Origin of the sequence: Nocardia tenerifensis NBRC 101015 (assembly GCF_000308715.1) — a bacterium.
Taxonomy (GTDB): domain Bacteria; phylum Actinomycetota; class Actinomycetes; order Mycobacteriales; family Mycobacteriaceae; genus Nocardia; species Nocardia tenerifensis.
In genome coordinates this window covers 1-20,706 of sequence record NZ_BAGH01000008.1, presented here as the reverse complement: position 1 = coordinate 20,706, position 20,706 = coordinate 1, and the positions used below count along the sequence as shown (strand labels likewise).

Below are 20,706 nucleotides of genomic sequence, written 5' to 3'. Positions count from 1 at the left end.
CCTTCAAGGGGTGATCGTCGCAAGCTTCGCGGTGAGGTCGGCTCCGATCTTCCCGATCCGCGGTTCGTCGACGATCTGCAGGTGGTCGCCCGGGATGTGGACGATTTCCAAATGGGAAAGGTACTCGTCCCAACCACCGTTCGGCAGCCGCTCGGCGTAACGCGGCTCCAGTTCGATCGCGCCGTCGTGGTAACGATCGGCGAGATAGAGCACCACATCACCGTCGTACTGTGTCGGCCGGACCTGTTGCAGCGCACGATTCTCGATCCACGACGTCTTCTGGTGCTCGAGCACACCGCCGGGTATCTTCGTGCCACTCATCTTGATGAGGTCCGAGATCATCTTGAACTGTTCCTCGTCGGAAGCCTGAGCCAGTTCTTCCAACTGCTCACGTGGGAGCTCACCCTCGACCCCATAGGTCTTCTTGGCGAAGGCCTGGTACCGCTCTATGCGACGCACCCGTTCCTCGGGACTGTTGTCCTCTGGCTGACTCGGGATAGCTAGGTCGATCAGGCCGACCACGCGCACATCCGCACCGTCCGCGCGCAGTAGCTGGGCGCATGCCATGGCGAGAACCGCACCGAGGGACCAGCCGTACAGCACGAACGGCCCGTTGCCCTGCAACTTGCGCAACTCCGGTACGTACTGACGAGCCCGCTCCTCGATCGCACCGTCGACTCGTTCGAAACCGTACATCGGTGTGCCGGCGGGCAGACGCTTCAGTAGCGGTTCGTACACCAGGGTGTTACCGCCCGCCGGATGGAAGACGAAGACCGGCACCGCATTCGAGCCCTCGGCACGTGCCCGCAGCGGCCGGACGAATCCGTCCACGTCGGCACCGCTGTCCTGCAACCTACGCACGACATCGGCCAGCTGCTCGATCGTCTCGCAGTCCAGCACGTCGTCGACGGTGATCTCCGCCTTGACCCGCTCGGTGAGCCGCTCGGCCAGCTTCTCGGCGACCTCTTCCTCGAGGATCGGCAGGGTGTTGAAGATGCCGCCCGCCGACTGGCCGGTGACGATCGCCCAGGTGGCGAAGGTCAGCCGCTCGGCGGCGTCGCGCGGTGGCACGTCTTCCTCGACGGCCGCGGGCTGAGCACCGAAGACGGGCTGAGCCGCGGCGGGCGCGGCCTGGGCGGTGAGCTTCTCCGCCGCACCGACGGCGGTGGTGTCCACCTTGTCGAGCGACTGCTCGACGGCCGACTCCTTGGCATCGGCCGCGGCAACCCGCTCGGCCGAGGCCGGTGCGGGCGTCGCGGTATCGGCGGCCGCGCCGGTGATACCGGCGGACGACTCGGCCTCCGCGACGATCTCCTCGGCCTCCGCCTCCACCGACGTGTTCTCCGCGTCCAGCGAATTACCCTCGGCGGCAGCCGCTTTCGCGACCTCGGCAGGGTCGGCGCCGGCCTCGACGGCGGCGCGGGCCGCCGTGATGAACTCGGCGTCGACCACGATCTTCTCGCCGGCGGCCTGGCGCTCGGCGACCGCGAGCATCTCCTCGCGGTGGTCGATGGCGTAGCGCAGCACCTTGCCGACCTCGGTGAGGTTGGCGTCGCGCACGGCCTGGACCTGCAGCTGCGGGATGTCGAACTCGTACTCGACGCGGTTCTTGATGCGCATGGCCATCAGCGAGTCGAGGCCGAGCTCCATCAGCGGGATCTCCATCGGGAGGTCCTCGACCGCGTAGCCCATGGACTCCGCCACGATCAGCGCGAGCCGGTCCTCGAGCGACTGCGTGCCGTTGGGATCCCAACGCTCGCCGAAGGTTTCGACGACCTCCAGCTCGGTGCTCGCCGTGGAGTCCGCCGCGGCGGCCGGGAGTGCTTGCGCGACAACAGGTTCGGGCAGCGGCGCACCGGAGGTGACGACCGCGTCGAACAGCAGCCGGAAGACGTTGTTCTCCCTGGCGTGCACCTGCACCGACGCGCCGCCGGGGTGCGGGGTCAGCGTGGTGGTCAGGGTGCCCGCCGCGGGGATCGCACCGTGGGTGATCGAGGCGCCGAGGGATACGTCGCTGAGCACCTGTGCCGCGGCGGCTTGCACCAGCGCGGCGAGGTCGCCCGCCGAAGTGGCCTGCACCTCCCAGGCGTGCCTGCCGTCCGGCAGCGCGACGTGCGCGCCGGGCACGCGGGTGTTGCCGCTCGCCGACATCTTGGCCTTGGGCCAGAACTCCTTGCGCACGAACGTGGTTCGCGGCACGTCGGCGTACTCGCCCGGGGGCAGCAGCGAGAACAGGTCGACCTTGTGCCCGTGCACGTACAGCTGGGCCAGCGCGCCGATCACGCCCGCCGACTCGTCTTCCTTGCGCTTGAGCGTCGGGATCAGCTGCGCGTCGTGCACGCCCGCGGCGAACGTGGTGCCCAGAACCTGCATCAGCGCAACGGAGTTCGGCGCGAGCTCGAGGAACGTGGTGTGCCCGGAGTCGACCGCGAGCTTGATCGCGTTGGTGAAGTACACGCTGTGGCGCATGTTCTTCACCCAGTAGTCCTCGTCGTGCACCGGGTCGCTGCCGGCGCGGTAGAACTGTTCCTTGTTCACCGTCGAGAACAGGCCGGTCTTCAGCTTGGCCGGCTCGATGCCGGCCAGTTCGGCGGCGAGCTCGCCGAGCAGCGGATCCATCTGAGAGGTGTGGCCCGCGCCGCGCGTCTGCAGGATGCGGGCGAACTTGCCCGCCGCCTCGACCCGCGCCACGATGGCCTCGACCTGGTCCTTGGGGCCGCCGATCACCGTGTTGGTGGGCGCGGCGTAGACGCCGACCTCGACGTCGGGGAACTCGGTCAGCAGCTTCTCGACGTCCTCGGCGCTGTACTCGATCAGCGCCATGTTCCGCACGTCGGCGTCGCTGAGCATCTGCTCGCCCTCGAGCATCAGCCGCGAACGCGCGCAGATCACCCGCACCGCGTCCTCGAGCGTCAGCCCGCCCGCGATGTAGGCGCCCGCCACCTCGCCCATCGAATGACCCACCACCGCTTCGGGTTCCGCGCCGTGCGCGCGCAGCAGCGCGGCGAGGCCGACCTGGATGGTGAAGATGCCGACCTGCGAGGTGCCGACGTTGTAGTCCTGCGCGTCGTCGAGGAACAACTCGCGCACCGAGTAACCGGCCTCGTCCTGCACCAACTCGTCGACCGCGTCCACGGTCCTGGCGAAGATCGAATTCTCCAGATACAGCTGCTTGGCCATCTTGCGGTGCTGCGCGCCGAAACCGGCGAGCACCCAGACCGGGCCCATGACGGCGGGGGCGTCCGCGGTGAAGACGCCGGGGCCCGGCTTGCCGGCCGCGATGGCGCGCAGCCCGGCGACGGCCTCCTCGTGCGTCTTGGCGATCACCACGCCGCGCGAGCGCCAGTGGCTGCGCTTGGCCAGCGACCTGGCCACGTCCATCAGCGAAACATCGCGGCCCGCATCGGATTCCAGCCAGTCGGCCAGGTCGGCGGCGGCGCGGCGGCGGCGCGAGGGCAGGTAGCCGGAGACCGCGAGGATCACCGGCAGCGGCTCGGTGCGGGCGGAGGTCCACTCCGGCTCGACCGCGGGAGCCGCGGCCACCGGCGCGAGGTCTTGGGCCGTGTCTTCCTCGGCCGCTTCGACGACCGCGTCCGCCTCCGCGATCACGTCGGTTGCCTCGTCGTCGAGGTCCGCGACCTGCGCGTCGCCCGCGACGGCCGCCTCGGTCGATGCCGCGGGCTCGTCCTTCGCGACCTCGGCCGAGGCCGGAACGTACTCCTGCACAACGATATGCGCGTTGGTGCCGCCGAAGCCGAAGCCGGAGATGCCGACCGTCGCCTTGCCGCTGTAGCGCGGGAACTCGGTGGGCTCGTCGACCACCTTCAGGTGCGCCTGCTCGAACGGGATGAACGGATTCGGGCCCGCGTAGTTGATGTTCGGCGGCAGCACGTTGTGCTCGAACGCCAGCAGCACCTTGGCCAGGCTCGCCGCGCCCGCGGCGGACTCCAGGTGGCCGACGTTGCTCTTCACGGAGCCGAGCAGCGCGGGCTTGTCGTCGTCGCGGCCGCGGCCGATCACCCGGCCGAGCGCGTCGGCCTCGATCGGGTCGCCCAGCGGCGTGCCGGTGCCGTGCGCCTCGATGTAGTCGACGGTGGACGGCGCGATGCCCGCGTCCCGGTAGGCGCGGCGCAGCACGTCGGCCTGCGCGTCGGGGTTCGGCGCGAGCAGGCCGTTGGAGCGGCCGTCGTTGTTGACCGCGGAACCCTTGATGACGCCCATGATCCGGTCGCCGTCGCGCTCGGCGTCGACCAGCCGCTTGAGCACGACCAGGCCCGCGCCCTCGGAGCGCACCATGCCGTCGGCGTCGGCGGAGAACGCCTTGATCCGGCCGTTCTTGGCGACGCCGCCGCCCATGTCGAAGCCGAGGGTGGTCATCGGCGCGAGCAGCATGTTCACACCGCCGGCCAGGGCGATGTCGGCGTCGCCGTCGCGCAGCGCGCGCACCGCCTGATGCACCGCGACGATGGTGGACGAGCAGGCGGTGTCGACGGTGACCGACGGGCCGCGGAAGTCGAAGAAGTAGGAGATCCGGTTGGCGATGATGCCGGTGGAGCTGCCCATGATCCCGTACGCCTGCGCGGACGCGGGCACGTTCGGATCCTGTTCCGAGCTGAGCCCGAGCGCCGAGATCAGCATGAAGTCACTGGTGGACGAGCCGACGAACATGCCGACCGCCGCGCCCTTGAGGTCGCTCGCGGGAATCCTGGCGTGCTCCAACGCTTCCCAGGTCAGCTCCATCATCAGGCGCTGCTGCGGATCGACCCGCTCGACCTCGAGCGGCGACATCGCGAAGAACTCCGCGTCGAAGCCCTTCACCACGTCCTGATCGAGGTAGCCGCCGAGCGTGTTGCCCTCGGCGACGGCCTGGGCGACGGCGGGCTCGCTGAGGAACTCTTCCCAGCGGCCTTCCGGCAGCTCGCGAATACCGTCGCCGCGGTTGATCAGGAAGTCCCAGGTCGACTCCGGGGTATCGCCCGCGCCGGGCAACCGGGTGGACAGGCCGACGATGGCGATGTCGTGCGCCTCGCTCGCGGAGTACCCGGAGGTGTAGGCGGCGTCGTCGGAGGAGTCGTCGGCCTCCTCGGGCTCGCCGTTGATGACCACCTCGGCCAGCGAGGCGATCGTCGGATGCTTGTAGACGATGGTGGCCGTCAGCACGACCCCGGTGAGCTCCTCGATGTCCCCACCGAGGGCGAGGGCGTCACGCGAGGCGAGCCCGAACTCCTCCATCGGCCGATCGACGGTGATCTGCTCGATCGGCTGCCCGGTCGCCTCGGCGACCCACTTGCGCAGCCACTCGCGCAGCTCGCCGACCGTCATATCGGTCCGCGCGCCGCCGGAAGCCTCGGTGAAGGCGTCGGCCGCCTGCGCCGGGGCCTGGTCGGCCGCCGCGCCTGCGGGCTGGGATTCGGTCGTCGTGGTGGACGTGCCCTCGTTGTCAGCCATCAATTCCTCAAGCTACCTGTCTGCGTAGAGCGCTCGCGAGCGCGGATGCGCGAGGCCGGTAACGGGCGTGCCACCCTGACGGACAGTGGACGATATGTCGGCTGCCCGAGGCCACCCGTCGGCGGTTACTCTTCCGGTGCATCGGGGAACGCCTGCTGGGTGTAACCACCCCGCAGTGTTCCCTCTAGGTAGGCGGCCTTGCAGGCCCGCCGGGCGATCTTGCCGCTGGAGGTACGCGGGATCGAACCCGCGGGCACCAGCAGAACGTCTCGAACGGTGACGCCGTGACGCGACGCCACCGCGGCGCGCACCTCGTCGGCGATGGGCAGCGGATCGGCCTTGCCCGCGCCGGGGCCACGCTCGGCCACGATCACCAGCTGCTCGGAGGCGTCGTCGGCGTCGAACTTCAGGCCCGAGTGGCTGCCCTGGTCGAAGACCAGCGCGGGCAGCTGATTCGCGGGCACCGAGAACGCGGCGATGAAGCCGGGGCGAAGCGCCTTCGAGGCCTCCTGCGCGGAGAACTCGAGATCCTGCGGGTAGTGGTTGCGACCGTCGACGATCACCAGGTCCTTCACGCGGCCGGTGATGTATAGCTCGCCGTCGAGGTACACGCCATAGTCGCCGGTGCGCATCCAGTTGGCGTCGGGCTCGGTGCCCTCGGCGTGGCTGCCCTCGGCCAGCCGGTGCGAGACCTTGTTGCGGAAGGTCGCCGTGGTCTCGTCCGGCCTGCCCCAGTACCCGATGCCCATGTTGTTGCCGTGCAGCCAGATCTCGCCGACCCGGCCGTCGGGCTGCTCGTGCCCGCCGTCGGCCTCGACGGTCTCCGGATCCACGATCACGGCCCACTGCGACAGCGCGACGTAACCGCAGGAGACCTGCGCGATGGCGTTCTCCGCGTCCGGCTCGACCTTGACCATGCGACCGGCGTTGAGCTCGTTGCGGTCGACGTAGGTGACCTTCGCCTCGTCCTCGGCCTTGGTCGCGGAGACGAACAACGTCGCCTCGGCCATGCCGTAGCAGGGCTTGATCGCGGTCTTGGGCAGGCCGTAGGGCGCGAACGCCTCGTTGAACTTCTTCATCGAGGAGGTGGTGACCGGCTCGCTGCCGTTGATCAGGCCGATCACGTTCGACAGGTCCAGCGACTCGCCGTTCTTCGGCAGGCCGCGGGCCGCGGCGTGCTCGAACGCGAAATTCGGTGCGGCGGCGAAGGTTCCGGCGCCGTCGGACTGCGCGGCCAGCTCCTTGATCCAGCGGTACGGTCTGCGCACGAACGCGCTGGGCGACATGATGGTGATGTACTTGCCGCCGACCGCGGGCAGGATCACCGTCAGCAGGCCCATGTCGTGGAACAGCGGCAGCCAGGTGACGCCGCGCGAGTTCCAGTCCAGGTTGATCGCGTCGACCATCTGCAGCAGGTTGGTGCCGACGGCGCGGTGGGTGATCTCCACGCCGGCCGGGGTCCGGGTCGAGCCCGAGGTGTACTGCAGGTAGGCGATGTCGTCGATGGCGATGTCGGGGCGCACCCAGGCCTCGCCGACGCTGTCCGGGATCGCGTCCACCGCGATGATGCGCGGGCGCTGCGCCGCGGGCAGCGACCGGAAGAACTGCCGCACCCCGGCCGCCGACGAGCTCGCGGTCAGGATGGCGGCGGGCTCACAGTCGGCGAGCACGGCGTGCAGGCGATCGGTGTGGCCCGGCTCGTCCGGGTCGAACAGCGGCACCGAGATGGTGCCCGCGTAGATCGCGGCGAAGAAGGAGATCACGTAGTCCAGGCCCTGCGGCGCGAGGATCGCGACCCGGTCGCCCGGGGTGGTCACCTGCTGCAGTCGGGCGGCCACCGCGCGCAGCCGAATACCGAACTCACGCCACGTCAGCTCCTGAGCCTCGCCATCGCGCTCCCGCGAGTAATCGATGTAGCGGTACGCCAGGGTGTTCGCGTCGTTCCGGGTGTGCTTCTCGACGTGATCGACCAGGGTGTGATCCTCGGGAATGCGGATGTTCCCGGTCTCGTCCAGGTAGTCGTCGAAAGTCTCTTCCATTCCTTCTTCTCCTCCGAGGCACACGCAGCAAGACGGCGACAACGCCGTGGTTACCTGTGAGGCCCCGACTCGCTTTCGCCCGCGGGTGGCTCCAAGTGCTCGAGTCAGCCTGCAGTTATTGGGCGGTCTGCGCGGTGACCGCTATCGGCTAGATGTACTCAAACCAGAGTCATGTTACAGAGAAGCGAGCCTCACTCGTCTCGCAGCAGGGGAATAACGGGGGCGAACGCGTCCATCTGGGTGGGAAACACCCCGACATACGACATCGAGGTGAGTTGCCGCACACGACGGATCTGCTCGGCGATTTCCTCGAAGCTGCCGATCGCCACGTAGGGCGAGGCGAGGATGTCCTCGACCGAGAGTTTCACGTCGACCTCGAGATCCGGGTGCAGACCACGCTCGATCGCGGAAAGCGCCATCTCGGCGGTCTTCTCGCGATCGTCGGTGATGACGATGGCGGTGATCGCCCAGTTGAGCTCGATGTCGGCGAACCGGTCGCCCGCGGCCTCGCGGATCAGGTTCACCTTCTCGATCGTCTTCTCCAGGGTGATGCCCGACAAGAGGCCTTTACCGTTCTTGGTGGTCACCGGCACGACGGAGATGATGTCGGCGTGCTTGGCGGCCAGCCGCAGCATCTTCGGGCCGCCGCCGCCGGTGCAGATCGGCGGGCGCGGACCCTGCCTCGGCCTCGGCGTGCCCTTGACCCCACGAACCTGGTAGTACTCGCCCTCGAAGGTGCACTCCTGGCCGCGCAGCAGCACGTCCAGGATGGTCAGCGCCTCGTCCAGCTTGGCGAGCCGGACGCCCGGCGTCTCGTAGGGCAGGCCGGAGGCGAGGAACTCGTCCTGCTTCCAGCCCGCGCCGAGGCCGACCTCGAGCCTGCCCTTGGACAGCACGTCGATGGTGGCCAGGTCCTTGGCCAGCACCACCGGGTGCCGGAAACCGTTGGCCAGCACCGACGTTCCGAGACGGATCTTCTCGGTGGCCTGGGTCAGCGCGCCGAGCGCAGCGATGGGGCCGATCTGGTCGCCGAGGTGATCCGGCACGACGAAGGTGTCGAAGCCGTACTCCTCGGCCTGCTGCGCCGTCTGGATGAACTTGCGGGCGCCACCCTCTTGCTTATTTCCCTCGCCAGCTGCCGCGAAGCGGAAGCTGCGCAACGGCGTACCCAGCGCGGTCAACTCACCGGCTGGTGCGGCGGCTTCTGTCATGAACTCATGCTCCTGGCTGTAAGGAAATTCGGGCGCGACGGTGCAGGACGTTGACCGGCGAACACTGTGCCGGTGTTGCCTGCGTCGCGATCACCTGCGGCACTTTACAGCGTCCTGGCCAACCCGAGTCGCCCTTGCCGGACCAGTACTGGGTGGACTGCGTGCCGACCGAAACATCGCCTGTGACATCTCACGACGCCGCGCCGCCCGGGCTCGGCTCGGTCACGCGACGAACGCGGCGCGCGTTGGGTTCGCTCACTCACGAATGCGGCGGATGGGGCGCCGACTCGATCAGCTTGCGCGCCCACTCGGCGGTCCACTGGGTGGAGGTGGTTCCGTTGTCGTCGACGACGAAACCGTTGTACAGCGCGTGCACCGGATTGCCCGCCGCACGCACCAGCGCGCCGACGCTGCCCATGATGTTCCACGGGCTCAACGCTTCTCGCGGCGCGTCACAGATCAGGTCGCCCTGCGCGCAGATGGTGAAGGTGCGCTCGGCCAGTTCGCCGAAGCCGCCGGGCCGCGGGCCGGTCATGGTGATGCCGGGAACATTGAGGCCCTTCAGCGCGACCTCCGCGCCGACCCCGGGCGGCACCGCGCCGACCTGGACCGGCTGGCCGGGACCGGTGTCGCCGGTGCGCCTGCCGTCCGAGATCAGCGTCACGCCGAGCACCTTGTTCGCGGGTACCGGCCCCTTGCCCTGGCCGATCTCCGAGGCCACGTCGCCGGCGATCACCGCGCCCTGCGAGAAACCGGCGATCACGTAGGTGGTCAGCGGACACTCGGCGAAGCGCGCCCGCATCGCGTCGACCATCCGCTGGGTGCCCTCGGACCGGCTGTTGTTGTACGACGCCTGGCCGTCCGGCGGGATCGCGATCGGATTGGAGAACTGCGCGACGTACGGGACGGTGTACACGTCCAGACGTTCCTTGGGGAACTGCTGCCCGACGGGCCCGGAGACGTTGAGCATCAACGACACCGGGTTCGCGGTCGGGTTGTGCGGGTCGTCGTTGCTGTTGGACTCCCAGGTGCCCGGCACCGAGATCATCTGCACGTCCGGGCAGCTCGCCGACTGCGAGGTCGGCTCCTTCGGCGGCTTCGGACCCGGCTTGGGCTGCCGCAGGAAACCCGCGAGCAGGTACCACAGCAGCAGCGCCACGATGATGATCAGGACGGGGATCCCGATCAGCAGGAGACAGCCCACCGGCCGGGACCGGCGAGCCGTCGCACCGCGCCTGGCGTTCACTTGCAGTAGTTCTGCTTAGCGGCGGTGATGTAGGCCTGACCCGCCTTCTCCACCGGCATCTTGGCCGGGTCGAAGGACGGATCCGAGCCCGCCATCGCGGTCACGAACGTCATCAGATCCTGCTCCGAGGCGCCCGACGCCGTGCCCTGGCAGACGTAGTTCGCCACGCTCAGCGCGATGTCCGGGGTGGACGGCGTGACACCCTGCTGCTTGAGCGCGTCGAGGTACTTCTTGTCCTTGTCGGTCAGCTTCGAGGTGTCCGCGGGCGGCGCGGACTCAGCGGGCACCGGCTGCGGACGCTCGGGCGCCACCGTCTCGGCGGGCGACTGCTCGGGCTGCGGCGCCGGAGCCGGCGCCTGCTGCCCGGTATCGGCGCTGGTGGTGGACGAGGCGGGCGGCTGCGTCGCCGCCGTGGTGCGGGTCAGCGTCGGCGTGCTCGACGCGGTCGAGTCGTTACCGCCACAGGCGGCGAGCAGGCCGGTCGCGGCGATCGCCACGACAACGCCGAATACCTTGCCACGGGTCCTCTGCATGAATTCTGTCCTCGATCTGTTCGCAAACGGGGGAGGTCGCCCCCCAACATAGCTGTGTTATTGGCCGCGTGGCCGCGGCGTGTTCGTGGCCCCCGGGTGTCTCGCGTCCGAGCGGTCGAGACTCGCGCCTGCGGCGCATGCGCTTCGACCGCTCGGACGCGAGACGGGCCACGAACGGGTCGCTCGTAAGACTCGCTCCGTTGGGGTGAGTGGAGTGGATGTGTTCCGGTTTGTGTTAGCCAGTGCGTGTGGCGGTCAAACTACTAGACCCGAACAGCTAGAGGGCATGGACTTCTGGTTTGCCGTCCTTGATGACTACGAAGCCGGTTTGGAAGTTCTGTTGGACGCCGCCGGGGATGGGGAACTCGTCGCTGATGGGGTAGCCGAGTTTGCCGTTTTCGTAGCCGGCGGTCTGCCAGGCGTCCATGATGGGGCCGTTGCGGACGGTCCAGGTGCTGGACAGGGGGCTCCAGTAGACGTTGCCGCCTTCGAAGCGGCTGTAGCGGCCCATGTCCTTGCTGGGCTGCTCCTCGGCGACGGGGAAGCCCAGCCAACTGTTCTCGTAACCCAGTTCGGCGTACTTGCCGAGGATCATGCCTTGGACGCGGTGCACGCCGGCCTGGGGGCTGTAGTAGAACGGGCCGTTCTCGAAGGACTGCACGGCGCCGTCGCGGACCGGTGTCTTGACCTCGGGTCCGACGGGGTAACCGGCGGGGCCGCCCTCGTAGCCCTGCCTGCCCCACTCGTCGAGGATCGCGCCGCGCACGACCTGTGCGCCGGTCTGCGGAGTCCAGTAAAGCGAGCCGTTCTGGAAGGTTTGCATGCGGCCCTTGCCGTCCGGCAGGCCGCGCTCGTCGCCGGTCGGCAGGCCGAGCGGACCCGCGGCGCCTTGCGCGGCCTGGTATCCGCCGCCGATCATGCCGCCCACCGGGTGCGCGCCGATGCCGGGCGCGAAATAGACACGGCCGGACCGGAAGTCCTGGGCCACGCCGCCGGCCACGGGGTACTCGGCGGAGAGGCAGTCGCCCAGCCAGTTGTTCGCGGCGGCCACCGTGGCGATCTGGCCGCCGGTGGTGCAGGGGCCCTTGCCGGGGTCGACGCCGAGCGCGGAGGCGGCCTGATTCCAGGACTGCCGCATCTCGAAGTCCCAGTAGGGCCACGTATGGGTGCCGGACGGACGGTAGTTCACCTGTGCCGGAATGGCCAGCCTGCCGAGCTTGCTGACGAAGTTCTGTGAGGTGAGCCGCGACAGGATCTCGAGCCCCATGCCCGCGTAGTTGGTGCTGACACCGGGGATGCCCGAGGCCTGGTCGAACGGGCCGGTCGCGCCGCTGCCGCTGGACACGTAGAGGCTGACGCCCTTCAGCTTGTCCGCCTGCGTGTACGGGTCGTGCGCGGCCCACTCGGGGCTGGTCGGCGGGCCCCACATGGCGCCGACGTCGTAGCCGCCCGCGTCGCGCATGGCGAACTGGATGGCCTGCGGCATGCCGAGCGTGGTGGTGGTGAGGAAGCCGGAGTAGGAGGCGGCGTACTTGGCGAAGCCCGGATTGCGCGCGGCCAGGAACATGGCGGCCGTGCCGCCCATCGAAAGTCCTTCCATCCCACGGACATCCGTGGCCCGCCAGGCGCCCTCGAGCAGCGGCGGCAGCTCCTTGGTCAGGAAGGTTTCCCACTTGTAGTTCTTGCCGTTGTTCGGCTGGATCCAGTCGGAGTAGAAGCTGGACTGGCCGCCGATCGGCAGGACGACGGTGACGTTCTTGTCGGAGAAGAAGTCGATGGCGCCCGCGTCCTTGGTCCAGCCGCTCTCGTCGTCGGTGGCGCGCAGGCCGTCGAGCAGATATAGCAGCGGAAAGCGTGCGTCGGGCCGGGTGTTCCAGTCTCTGGCCAGCAGCAGCTGCACCTGGATCGGGGTCGCCATGGACGGCGAGTTGATCCACAGCGCGACCCGGCGGTCGGTCAGCCAGATCACCTTCTGCACTGTCGCCGGGGCGAGCGCCTCGGGCGCGGGGGCCGGTTGCGCGTACGCGGGTGCGAGACCTGCGGCCAGGGGCACCACCATCGCGGTGGCGAGCAGCATTAATCGCCCGCGAGCCGGGCGAACGCCCCGACGCTCGCGTCTCCCCCATCTGCCGCGCCGAATCCTTGCCACAAGAGCTTTTCTACTCCGGTCCGCGCCGCGTTCCGGGGAGGACACGCGCGATAAGAAAACCGCCTGTCCCAAAACGCGACTCAGGCCGTACCCCGTGGGGCACGGCCTGAGTCGTGGTCAATCGGTGATCACCAGGCGCCGAGGGCGTCCAGGATGCCGTTGCGGGACTTGAAGAGCTCGCCCTCCCAGTACTTCCAGGAGTGGGTGCCCTGGGCCGGGAAGTCGAAGGTGGCCGGGATGCCGAGCGAGGCCAGGCGAGCCTGGAACGCGCGGGTGTTCACCAGCGAGAGCGCCTCGAGCGCCATCGCGTTGCCGGTGTTGAACACGCCGACCGCCGAGTTCGGCTGGTCGAACTGACCCGGCAGGCCGCTGGCCGCCGAGATGTACATCGGCAGGCCCTTGAGCTGCGGCGCGAACACGAACGGGTCCATCCGCAGCCAGGCCGGGCTCCACGGCGCGGCCATGGAGTCGACGTTGTACTTGCCCGCGTCCAGCATGGCGATGCGGATGGCCTCACGCATGCCCGGCGCGGAGATGTTCAGGTAGCCCGAGTACGACGCGGCGTACTTGAACTGGTCGCGGTGGTACGCGGCGAGCGCCAGCGCGCCGCTGCCGCCCATCGAGAGGCCGGCCACCGCGTTGTTGGTGCGGGAGACGCCGTAGCCCTCGAGGAAGGCGGGGAGTTCCTTGCTGAGGAAGGTCTCCCACTTGTAGGTGATCTTCTGGCCGTTCAGGTTGCTCGGCTGGTACCAGTCCGTGTAGAAGCTGGACTGGCCGCCGACCGGCATGACCAGGGTGATGTTGTCGTTCGCGAACTGCTGCAGCGCGTTCGTCTCGAACGACCAGGCGTTGCGGTCGTCGCGCGCCCGCAGTCCGTCGAGGAGGTAGAGCGCCGCGTTGCCGCCGCGCGCCGCCCACTGCACCTGGACCTTGATCGGGCCCATGCTGGACGGGACCATCAGGTCTTCGAATCCGCCTGCGGGAGCACGCAACACCGGTGCGTGCACCGGCGCGGCGGTGGCGATCGGGGCCGCCACGCCCGCGGCGATCGGTAGCGCCAGCGCAGCGGCACCGACAGCCAGAATTCGATTACGCCAACCACGAGGTGCGCCTCGCCGGTCCGATTTCGTACTCATCGGCGCGGCCGCCCTGCCGAAACGCATGAATCCTGCTCTCTTTCTGCTTTTCTGCCTGTTGTGGTGCCGACCGCGACCCCGGGGGGCGCAACCGCACCAGTGCTGCCAACGAGCCGCACGTCACCACGCACCGGAACCCCGACATTCCAGCGCAGCTGAGTGCGTAACAACGATCTGGTCACACTTGCGCTCGCTGGACGATATTCGACACCGGTGGCCTTAGCAAGGCCGAGGCAACCACGTGGCCGAAATCCGCCCGTACGCAATCTGTGATGGTGCGGTGACCCTATCGCGTTCACCCGGTGATTGTCGTGCCGGAACCCCAAATTCTCCCCTGATGGCCGGAAGTGTCAGGACCGTCCGGCGCGGACCCGGACCGGCGTGGCGTGCGCGGCCGAGTTCCGTTGTCGCGCAAGGGAGGCGCGGAGGCGGACGGATCGTCGCGTAACCAGTGGTTAGCCGATCTTCCCACCATGGCGAGGTCTTACAACAATGCCGACACCAAGATTCGTTAGCCAGCGATATGCCAGCCAATAGATCTTGTCGACGGGCCGAAACAACAGACCGCCCGGCGCTGGGTAGCACCGGGCGGCCGGTCGACGAATTCGTCAGCCGATATTGGCGGACATGTCCGGAATCATCCGGTAGGCCTCGTCGGTCCAGTTGTTCCACGCGTGAATGCCGTAGGCCGGGTAGGAGTAGACGGCGTTGCCGCCGCCCAGCGAGTCCATCCGCACATTGAACGCGCGGGTGTTCGCCAAGGCGAGCGCCTCCAGGCCCATTCCGTTGAGGGTGTTGAAGGTGGGCGGGTCGCTGGCGGCGGGCAGGCCGCTGGCCGCGGCGATCCACAGGCGGGTGCCGTTGCGAACCAGGTTGGGCGCGAACACGAACGGGTCCATGCGCAGCCACTGCGGGCCCCACGGCGGCGCCATCGAGTCGACGTTGTAGCCGCCCGCGTCCAGCATGGCGATGCGGATGGCCTCACGCATGCCCGGCGCGGAGATGTTCAGGTAGCCGGAGTACGAGCCGGCGAAGCTGAACTGGTCCGGATGGTAGGCGGCCAGGGTGAGCGCCGCGCTGCCGCCCATGGACAGGCCGAACACGCCGTTGCGGGTGGTGTTGAAGCCGAGCCGCTCGCTCAGCGCGTTGCGCAGGTCGCGGGTCAGGAAGGTCTCCCACTGGTACCGGTAGCTCTTGCCGGGCCCGGCGGCCAGGATGTTCAGCGCGCCGGAGCCGGAGGACGAGCCGGTGCCCGCCGGGATGCCCGCGAGTTCGCTGGGCGCGTTCCAGTCGGCGTAGAAGCTCGACATGCCGCCGACGGGCATGACGACGTTGATGTTCGCGTCGGCCAGGGCCGCGGGAACGTTGGTCTCGATCTCCCAGCCGTTCAGGGTCTCCGGCGCGCGCATGCCGTCGAGCACGTAGGCGACCCGGTTGGTGTTGCCGTCGCGGGCGCGCAGGATGCGCGACTTGATCGGTCCCATGCCGGAGTCGACCCAGAAGTCGAACGCACCGGGGTCCATTCCCGCGGAGGCGGTGGCGCCGCTGCCCGCGGCCGCGATGCCGAAGGGCAGCAAGAGGGCCACGGCGACCCCGAGCGCGGATCGCTTCACCCACGAACCAGTCGCTCCGGACGAGCCGGGCTTCCCTTTCCAGCGGGCAGTACGCATCAAACTCGACCTTTCGTTCGGGTGGCCGGAGGGCAAATAGCTGGCGATCTCTACCGGCCCCCTGTGCGGACACTGAGTGCCGCCGTCCACCGGAATCCGGACGAATCGACCTCCGTGCATGTTCTTCGTGTATCAATCGGCAACGGAAGCTTATATGTTGCTGGAAAGTGACTCATCCCACAACTCGCCCACCGCTACCCATCTACATTCGTTACCGAACGGCGTTTGGACGCCTGCCCGACGAAAAAGACCGCCCGGTGCATTGTGCACCGGGCGGCCATTTCATACGAACGGAGCCGACATCATCCGATATTGGCGGACATGTCGGGGATCATTCGGTAGACCTCGTCGGCCCAGTAGGTCCAGTTGTGCACACCGACGGCCGGGAAATCGTAGGTGGCGTTATTGGCGCCGAGGGTCGCCATCCGGACCTGGAACGCGCGAGTGTTGGCCAGCGCGAGCGCCTCGAGCCCCATCGCGTTGACGGTGTTGAAGCTCAGCCCGTCGGCGGCGCTCGGCAGACCGCTGCCCGCCGAGACCCACAGCCGCGTGTTGTTGGCCTTCAGCCGCGGCGCGAACACGAACGGATCCATCCGCAGCCACTGCGGGCCCCACGGCGGCGCCATCGCGTCGATATTGAACCCGCCCGCGTCGAGCATGGCCACGCGCAGCGCCTCGCGCATGCCGGGCGCGGAGATGTTCAGGTAGCCGGAGTAGGAGCCGGCGTAACGGAACTGGTCCGGGTGGTACGCGGCCAGGGTGAGCGCCGCGCTGCCGCCCATGGACAGGCCGAACACGGCGTTGCCGCTGGGGCTGAAGCCGAGCCGGTCCCGCAGCGCGTTGCGCAGGTCGCGGGTCAGGAAGGTCTCCCACTTGTAGGTGTTCGACTTGCCCATGCCCGCCGAGCCCGAGAGCAGACCGGAGCCGGAGTTGCCGGAGCCGGAGTTCGCGGAGCCGGTGGAGGAGGAACCCGCGCTGCCGAGGCCGAAGAAGTTGCTCGGCCCGTTCCAGTCGGCGTAGAAGCTCGACGGACCGCCGACCGGCATGACGACGTTCATATTCCACTTGGTCAGCTCGCGCACGACCTCGGTGTCGACTTCCCAGCCGCTCAGATCCGGCCGCGCCCGCATGCCGTCCAGCGCGTAGACCACGCGGGAGGTGTTGCCGTCGGCGGCGCGGAAGACCCGGTTCTTGATCGGACCCATCTCCGAGTCGACCCAGAAATCGAAGCCGTCCGGATTGAACGCCGCGGCAGCCGGTCCGGCCGGACCTGCCACCGACACCCCGAGCGGCAGCAGAATCGCCATCGACACCAGCGCCGAACGCTTCAACCACGATCCGGCTCTTCGAGTATTCAGACGCCCGAACACGCCTCGCATCAGTTTCGACCTCTCGTTCATTCGACGGCATCGGCCGTCGTCCAACGATGACCCGCCGAGGGCCACCACCAGTGGACGGCACGACGGGCGTACTTTCGCAGCCTAGCGCGTCATCGTGACAAGGGCGTTATCGAACCGAGACAGAGCGGTGTACGGGTAATTTGTGGAACCTGCCCAAAGCGCCGACCGGGCCCCCTGTGAAAAGAGGCCCGGCCGGATTATTGATCTTGTGAAGTGAGCACGAGAAGCGAACTCAGCGCGGCGCCGCCGCCGGCTTGGGGAACGGGTCGGCCAATCCGCAGCGCTCGATCTCGTACTTCGGCACCCGGTCGATCCGGTACTTGGCGAAACTCAGCGCGTGACGCAGGTTGTGCCGGAAACGCTCGAAGGTGAGCGGGTCGCGGTAGGAGATCATCAGCGCCTCGGTAGCCGGGCACGACATCGCGGTGCGGGCCTGGGTCACCCACTTCTCGTCGAGATACCAGGGCATCCACGGCTTCTTGTCCACCATGCCGGTGTCCACGACGACCCAGTCGGGGTAGAGGGCCTTGTCGTGGCCGATCCGGCCGTCGGTGAGTCGCTCGGTGTGCGCGGCGAGCGGGTAGGCCAGGCCCATCTGATCGATGACGCGCACGTTCAGCGGGACGTTCATGCTGGTCATGCCGAGATTGAGGAAGTAAACCGTGTGCCCGGCGCCGCCGTCGGGGATCGGCTGCGGCGGCGGGGCGACGTACCAGAACATGAACGACGGCGAGTTCAGCAGCAGGCCGCCGTTCGGGGTCTCGGTGATGTTGTCGACCATCGGCCGGATGCGCGGGTAGTCCAGGTAGTCCTCGGCCAGGATCGGGTGATCGTGGCCGGTGTTGAGGACGTAGTACACCCGCTCGTCCACGATGCCGGTCGAGGTGATCTTGGTGCCGGACTTGATCGCGGTCGTGTTGGCGGCGAACAGCGCCCAGCCCACCGTGCCGAGCAGGGCGAACAGCACGACCGCGAACGACCAGTCGGCGGCCGTCCCGGTCCGTAATCCGCCCGCAGGCAACCGGATCGGCACCACGGCGACCGGGAGCAGCAACAGGAACAGCTGGGCCAGCAGCATCCGGCCGTGCATGAAGTCGCCGCCGACGCGCAACGCGTAGACGGTGAGGACGAAACCGCTCAGCAGCACGAGCGTGACCACCGCGCCCGGCGAGCGCAGCCGATGCCGGATGCGCCGAATGTTCCAGCGCGGCCGCTCTTCTGGCGCGGCGTGGCGCCCGGCCGGGTCCGCGAGCGCCGCGGCCCGGCCGCGCGCGGCGACGATGCCCGCGACGAGCAGCACCAGCAGCGGCACCCACAGGTAGTACGGGCCGACCAGATCCCAGAGGTAGACGAAGCCCTGCTTCCACTTCGCCCCGCCCGCGTCCTTGGCGACCGCGGTGTTCGGGTAGGGCAGGCCGTAGTAGCCCATGCGCCAGATCTGGTAACCCATCGGCACCAGCCCGGCGGCGGCGATGATGAGACAGCGCAACATGATCGGGCGAAACCGGGACTCCGGCATCGGCGCGAGGACGATCATCAGCAGCGCGAGCCCGCCGACCAGGGTCATCTCCGGGCGGATGAGCGGGGCGAGCCCCGCGAGGAACACCAGGACGAACAGGCCGGGCAGCCGCACGCGCTCCGCCTGGCTCCAGCGGATCAGCTGCCACCACAGCAGACCCAGCCAGCAGATGACCAGGCTGCTCTCCAGGCCCGAGGTGACGTAGTCGCGGGCGGGCGGGACGGCGATGTAGACCAGCACCCCGGCGGGCAGCAGCAGCGTCGACTTCGCCCCGCCCCACAGCCGGCCCGCGCCGAGCATGGCGAACACGACCGCGGCGAGCGAGAGCGTGAACGCGACGCCGAGCACCACGTACTCGAGCCGCGCCTGGGTCAGCCAGCTGAAGAACCAGACGATGTAGGTCCAGGCCGTGCTGGTGTTGGTCTCGACGCGCTCGCCCGCGTTGAAGACGGGCCCGTTGCCCGCCAGCAGGTTGCGCACGGTGCGCAGCACGATGAGGCCGTCGTCGGCGATCCAGCGACGCTGCCAGCCGCCGACGGCGAAAATGATTACGGTGAGCGCGATCCCACCGACGAAGGTGGCGCGGGATAGCAGGGCGAGCCGCGACGCCGAGCGGGCCGGCTGCGTGGCCGGCCCCTCGTTCGCGTAATCCATCTGCTCCACTTCCGCTACCAACATCTCGTCAGGTGAGATAGACAGCGACACCTACCGCTCCGATCCAGGCGATTGCGAGGAACTGAAGGACACGGTCCCCCAGTGCGATCTCTTCGGGTTCACCGGCCTCGCCGCCATCGACGTCGACCGCGTAACGCAGGATTGCGATGGTAAACGGAATCATCGAGATTGCGTACCAATTGGTGTCCTTCAGGCTGTCCTGTTGGAACGCCCACAGACCGTAGAACACCACGACGGCGGTCGCCGCGAGGGTCCAGATAAAGCGCAGATAGGTCGGCGTGTAGTACTCGAGCGACTTGCGGATCTTGGCGCCGGTGCTCACCGCGATCTGCAGTTCGGCGTAGCGCTTGCCCGCGGCCATGAACAGCGAGCCGAACGCCATGATCAGCAGGAACCATTGCGAGGGAGCGATATCCGCGGCCGCGCCGCCCGCGACCGCGCGCAGCAGGAAGCCGGAGGACACGATGCAGATGTCGAGCACCGCCTGGTGCTTGAGGCCGAAGCAGTAGGCCAGCTGGATGCCGATGTAGACGGCCATCACCACGGCCAGGCTCCAGGACGCGAGGAACGAGCCGGCGATCGACGCGACGAGCAGTACCACCGACAGCAGATAGGCCAGGTTCACCGGGACGACGCCCGCGGCGATCGGCCGGAACCGCTTGGTCGGGTGCGCCCGGTCGGCCTCCACGTCGAGCGCGTCGTTGACCAGGTAGATGCCCGAGGCCGCCATGCAGAACACCACGAAGGCGATCCCCACGTGGGTGAGCACGTCGAGTTCGTTGACCGTGCCCGCGGCCAGCGGGGCGGCGAGCACCAGGACGTTCTTGACCCACTGCCGCGGCCGGACGGCCTTGATCAGCCCGCCCGCCAACGTCTTCGGCGGACCCTTGACCACCGCCTCGGCTAGGTCGGCACCGGTCGGCTCTTCGCTCATGACCTCACCTCGCGGGCGCTCGGCGCCGTCGTGTGCGACGCACGCTGGATCGTGATTCGCTCGCTGCGCTCCCTCATGGTCAACCAAGGCTCTTTCTGTGGCGGTCATCGAGTCTCTTTTCCGTGGCAAGCACAACGGCGGCGGACGCGGCACCGAGCGCCGAACCAGCGAGCACATCGGAGGGATAGTGCACCCCGAGGACGACCCGGGAAAGCAGCATCGGTGGGACGAGCACCGCAGGCAAGGGTAGCCCGGTCACTCTGCCGAGCAACACCGCCGCCGCGGTGGTCGAGGTGGCGTGCGAGGACGGAAAGCTCAGCTTGCTCGGCGTCGACACGTTGACCTGCACCGACGGATCGTTGGGGCGGGGCCGCCGGACGATCCGCTTGATCACGATGGAGGCGGCGTGCGCGCCGACCGCGCCGACCGCGACGCCGGCCCACTGCCTGCGCCGCGGCTTGTCGACCAGCCAGCCCGCCGCGGCGACGCCCACCCAGCCGAGCGCGTGCTCGCCGAAGTGCGACATGCCGCGGGCCGCCTTGATCACCTCGGGGGTGCCGATCTTGGCCTGCACCGCGTTGAGGATTCGCACCTCGGCGGGCACCGGCGCGGTCGAGGGCACCGCGGACACCGGTCCGCCGTGGCCGTTCGTGCTCTGCAGCGGCCGGTTCACCGCGGTGTTGTCGGCGAGACTCACTCGTTGTCACCCTTCGTCTCCGCGCCGATGCCGAACGCCTTCTCCCACG

General features: G+C 68.5%; 12 protein-coding genes. All 12 read right to left on the bottom strand.

Features of this window, described 5'->3' with window-relative positions:
* Nucleotides 1-3 precede the first annotated feature (3 nt).
* The 12 genes from pks13 to ON39_RS00570 all read right to left on the bottom strand — a co-directional run bounded on the left by pks13 (nucleotide 4) and on the right by ON39_RS00570 (nucleotide 20,591).
* A complete protein-coding gene (gene pks13 / locus ON39_RS00625) occupies nucleotides 4-5,322 on the bottom strand; it encodes a polyketide synthase Pks13 (RefSeq protein WP_373283646.1) in 5,319 nt (1,772 codons plus the stop codon).
* A gap of 251 nt (nucleotides 5,323-5,573) precedes the next feature.
* Nucleotides 5,574-7,487, bottom strand: a complete 1,914-nt coding sequence (fadD32, locus tag ON39_RS00620; RefSeq protein ID WP_040729431.1) for a long-chain-fatty-acid--AMP ligase FadD32 — start codon at nucleotides 7,485-7,487, stop codon at nucleotides 5,574-5,576.
* A gap of 191 nt (nucleotides 7,488-7,678) precedes the next feature.
* Nucleotides 7,679-8,698 (bottom strand): LLM class F420-dependent oxidoreductase, encoded by a 1,020-nt coding sequence (locus tag ON39_RS00615; protein ID WP_040729429.1) that lies wholly within the window; start codon nucleotides 8,696-8,698, stop codon nucleotides 7,679-7,681.
* Between the two features lie 259 nt (nucleotides 8,699-8,957).
* On the bottom strand, nucleotides 8,958-9,944 hold the full coding sequence (locus tag ON39_RS00610; RefSeq protein ID WP_040729428.1) for a cutinase family protein: 987 nt from the start codon (nucleotides 9,942-9,944) through the stop codon (nucleotides 8,958-8,960).
* Entirely contained in the window at nucleotides 9,941-10,477 is a 537-nt protein-coding gene (locus ON39_RS00605; protein ID WP_040729427.1) for a DUF732 domain-containing protein, read from the bottom strand. The genes ON39_RS00610 and ON39_RS00605 overlap by 4 nt, the downstream gene beginning before the upstream one ends.
* A 277-nt stretch (nucleotides 10,478-10,754) precedes the next feature.
* Nucleotides 10,755-12,554, bottom strand: a complete 1,800-nt coding sequence (locus tag ON39_RS00600) for an alpha/beta hydrolase-fold protein (protein WP_040729425.1) — start codon at nucleotides 12,552-12,554, stop codon at nucleotides 10,755-10,757.
* A 200-nt stretch (nucleotides 12,555-12,754) separates the two neighbouring features.
* A complete protein-coding gene (locus ON39_RS00595) occupies nucleotides 12,755-13,762 on the bottom strand; it encodes an alpha/beta hydrolase (protein WP_051186135.1) in 1,008 nt (335 codons plus the stop codon).
* A 608-nt stretch (nucleotides 13,763-14,370) separates the two neighbouring features.
* Nucleotides 14,371-15,432: an alpha/beta hydrolase gene (locus ON39_RS00590; RefSeq protein ID WP_040729424.1), complete on the bottom strand. Its 1,062-nt coding sequence runs from the start codon at nucleotides 15,430-15,432 to the stop codon at nucleotides 14,371-14,373.
* 302 nt (nucleotides 15,433-15,734) lie between these two features.
* Entirely contained in the window at nucleotides 15,735-16,832 is a 1,098-nt protein-coding gene (locus tag ON39_RS00585; protein ID WP_083894178.1) for an alpha/beta hydrolase, read from the bottom strand.
* A 232-nt stretch (nucleotides 16,833-17,064) separates the two neighbouring features.
* Entirely contained in the window at nucleotides 17,065-19,029 is a 1,965-nt protein-coding gene (locus ON39_RS00580) for an arabinofuranosyltransferase AftB family protein (protein ID WP_040729423.1), read from the bottom strand.
* Between the two features lie 4 nt (nucleotides 19,030-19,033).
* On the bottom strand, nucleotides 19,034-19,960 hold the full coding sequence (locus ON39_RS00575) for a decaprenyl-phosphate phosphoribosyltransferase (protein WP_040729421.1): 927 nt from the start codon (nucleotides 19,958-19,960) through the stop codon (nucleotides 19,034-19,036).
* Nucleotides 19,961-20,039: 79 nt separating this feature from the next.
* Nucleotides 20,040-20,591: a phosphatase PAP2 family protein gene (locus ON39_RS00570; protein ID WP_174412478.1), complete on the bottom strand. Its 552-nt coding sequence runs from the start codon at nucleotides 20,589-20,591 to the stop codon at nucleotides 20,040-20,042.
* Between the last annotated feature and the right edge of the window lie 115 nt (nucleotides 20,592-20,706).